Source organism: Microvirga sp. P4_G7, assembly GCF_056401005.1.
Genome location: NZ_JBFUKD010000485.1, coordinates 1 through 2984 on the forward strand (window position 1 = coordinate 1; position 2984 = coordinate 2984).

The 2984-nt window shown below is 61.2% G+C and carries 3 protein-coding genes; all 3 read left to right on the forward strand.

The features are described 5' to 3' along the window. Positions 1-1011 (forward strand): PQQ-dependent sugar dehydrogenase (locus AC1DT3_RS16755; protein ID WP_477466372.1); only part of this gene is annotated, 1011 nt, incomplete at its 5' end. Between the two features lie 219 nt (positions 1012-1230). Then, positions 1231-1677 carry a MarR family winged helix-turn-helix transcriptional regulator gene (locus AC1DT3_RS16760; RefSeq protein WP_477466373.1) on the forward strand — a complete coding sequence of 149 codons (447 nt, stop codon included), beginning with the start codon at positions 1231-1233 and terminating at the stop codon, positions 1675-1677. Positions 1678-1756: 79 nt separating this feature from the next. Continuing rightward, positions 1757-2984, forward strand: a 1228-nt coding sequence (locus tag AC1DT3_RS16765; protein ID WP_477466374.1) for an MFS transporter, incomplete at its 3' end; no start/stop codon positions are given.

The following is a 2984-nucleotide window of genomic DNA, read 5'->3' on the forward strand; positions in this document are numbered from 1 at the left end:
CTGCAGAATCCCTGGGCGCTAGCGTTCTTGCCCGATGGGCGAATGCTCGTCACGGAACGACCGGGGCGGCTGCGAATCGTCACCGCCGACGGAAAGGTTTCAACGCCGATTGTAGGGGTTCCCGACGTTTCGGCCCGCGGTCAGGGCGGGCTTCTCGATGTCGCGATCGATCCAAAATTCGCCCAGAACCGTCTCGTGTATCTCAGTTTCGCCGAGAACCGGGGCGACGGGCGCTCGGGTACCAGCGTCATGCGCGCCCGGCTCAATGATTCGGGTACTGCGCTCGAAAGGGGCAAGCTGATCTTCCAGCAGGAGCCGTCGCACACCGGTACCAATCATTATGGATCGCGCCTGATCTTCGACCGCAACGGAAATCTTTTCGTGACGGTCGGCGATCGCTTCGACCTGCGTGACCAGGCGCAAAACCTTTCGAACCACCTCGGAAAGATCATCCACATCAAGCCCGAAGGCGGAGCTGCGTCAGACAATCCGTTCCTCAACAGAGGCGACGCGAAACCGGAGATCTGGTCCTACGGCCATCGCAACGTTCAGGGGGCTGCACTCAATCCAGCCACCGGCGAATTGTGGACGGCGGAGCATGGCGCGCGTGGGGGCGACGAAATCAATATTCCGCGCAAGGGCAAGAACTACGGCTGGCCGGTCATCAGCTACGGAGTCGATTACTCGGGAGCCAAGATCGGCGTCGGGCGATCCAAGGAAGGCATGGAGCAGCCGATCTACTACTGGGATCCCTCGATCGCGCCTTCCGGCATGACGTTCTACACCGGCGACCAGTTCCCGGCCTGGCGCGGCAACATTCTCGTGGGTGCGCTCGCCGGGAAGCTGCTGACCCGGTTGGAGATCAGTGGCGACAAAGTGACGGGCGAAGAGCGCATGCTGCAGGGCCTCAGCGACAGAATTCGCGATGTTCGCCAGGGTCCAGACGGCTTTATCTATCTCCTGACGGATTCCGCCAATGGCCGGATCCTGCGGATGCGACCCGCGAGCTGATCTAGCCCTTGGCCTCCTGAGCCTGGAGCAGCGGGCGGGTCTTCCTTCAAAAATGCCCCTCGCAAAGAGGTTCCTGGCCAAGGTGGTGCGAGCTCAGCGCGGTGGCGGCTTTGCGTCCCGGGCATGGCCGCCCTTCCTACTCATGTGCGCCTGAACACTTGCATCGGCGCGGGTGATCAGCTATCTGATCGTTAGCACCCTATCAATATGATCCCTATCATGTCATCGCCTGAACAACAGCAAGCCTTTGCTGATGAGTTTGCGACAGCCGCGCGCCATTGGCGCACGGTCGTCGACGCCAAGCTGAAAGGCATCGGTCTCACCCTCGCCCGTGCGAAAGTCATCAGGATTCTCGCTGGCAAGACCTCGGGCGTGACCCAGCGGGAATTGGCCGATGAGCTCGAAATCGAGACGGCGACTTTGGTACGCCTCCTCGACGGCTTGGAAAAGCAAGGACTGACAGAACGCCGCGCCGTTCAGGATGACCGTCGCACCAACCATATTTTCCTCACCAAAGGTGCACGCAAGATCGTCGATGACGTGCGCGCGACGACCGACGCAATTCGAGACGATCTTTTGCGAGACATCGACCCGAAGGACCTCGAGACGGCAACGCGGGTCCTCAATCAGATCGGACGCCGGCTCGAAAAGACACGCCAGAGCTAACAAAGGACACGCCGGACACCACCGTCCCGGCGCGCGGTCAAGAATGAACGCATCCCATTCCGTGACGCCGAGCTCCGAAATGCCCGTTGTTGCGGCAGCCCCATCCCCACCACCCGCTCCCGCAGCTGCATTAGCGCGGCCGCGCGCGGCCGCGTATATCGCCGCATCGCTCGTCTTGTGGACGACGCAGGGGCTTGGCCTCAATCTCGTTTCAGCCAATATTCCAGCCATTCAAGGCGCTCTCGGCGCGACGCCGATCGAGGCGACGTGGCTGGTTGCCGCCTACATGGCGCCGAACGTCACGTTGTCTCTACTGCTGGTGAAAGTACGCATGCAGTTCGGGCTGCGGCGTTTCGCGGAACTGAGCATCGGTCTCTATCTCGTCGTCACGCTGATGCATCTCTTCATCGAGGACCTGCACTCGGCGATCGTTGTGCGCGCGGCCCTCGGCATCGCTGCGTCGCCGATCTCCTCGTTGGGCTTTCTCTACATGCTGGAGGCTTTCCCACCGGCGAAGAAACTCACGGTCGGCCTGGCAATGGCGCTTCTGGGAACGCAGCTCGGCGCACCGCTCGCACGCATGATGTCACCAAGCCTCATCAACGGCGGCGGCTGGCGCGAATTCTACATGATCGAAATGGCGCTGGCGTTGATGAGCTTCGCCGCCGTCTATCTTCTGCCGCTGGCGCCGACTCCACGCTCCAAGGTGATCGAGCGTCTCGACATCGTCAGTTTCCTGCTGATTGCCGTCGGCTTCGGATCACTGGCCGTGATTCTGACTCTCGGTCGCCTCTACTGGTGGTTCGAAGCTCCATGGATCGGCATCACGCTTGCCATGGCCATCGCCTCCTTGACGGTCGCCGTCGCCATCGAGATCAACCGCACGAATCCTTTGATCGACGTGCGCTGGCTCATTACGCCGGAGATGCTGCATTTTTCGACTGTTCTTCTCGTCGTCCGTCTCGTGCTCTCGGAACAGACCACGGGCGCCGTGGGCTTCTTCCAAGCGCTCGGACTGAACAACGATCAGATGATCACTTTGTCGTTCTTCGTGCTTCTCGGTGTGCTCGCAGGCACGGTTGCGATCGCGTTGACGACGAGACCGGAGCGGGAAACTCCCATTCATATCGTCGGATTGGCGCTCGTCGCGTGCGGCGCGTGGATGGATGGACAGGCGACGAGTTTGACGCGCCCCGTCAATTTGTACGTCAGTCAAGCGCTGATCGGCTTTGCTGGCGCGCTCTTTCTTCCCCCTGCGCTCGCCCGCGGCGTGATGGCGGCCATGAAAAAGGGGCCGAACTACATCT

Bases quoted from the DNA above. Each gene is read 5' to 3' on its own strand.
- AC1DT3_RS16760 (WP_477466373.1), top strand. From the start codon at position 1,231: ATGTCATCGCCTGAACAACAGCAAGCCTTTGCTGATGAGTTTGCGACA.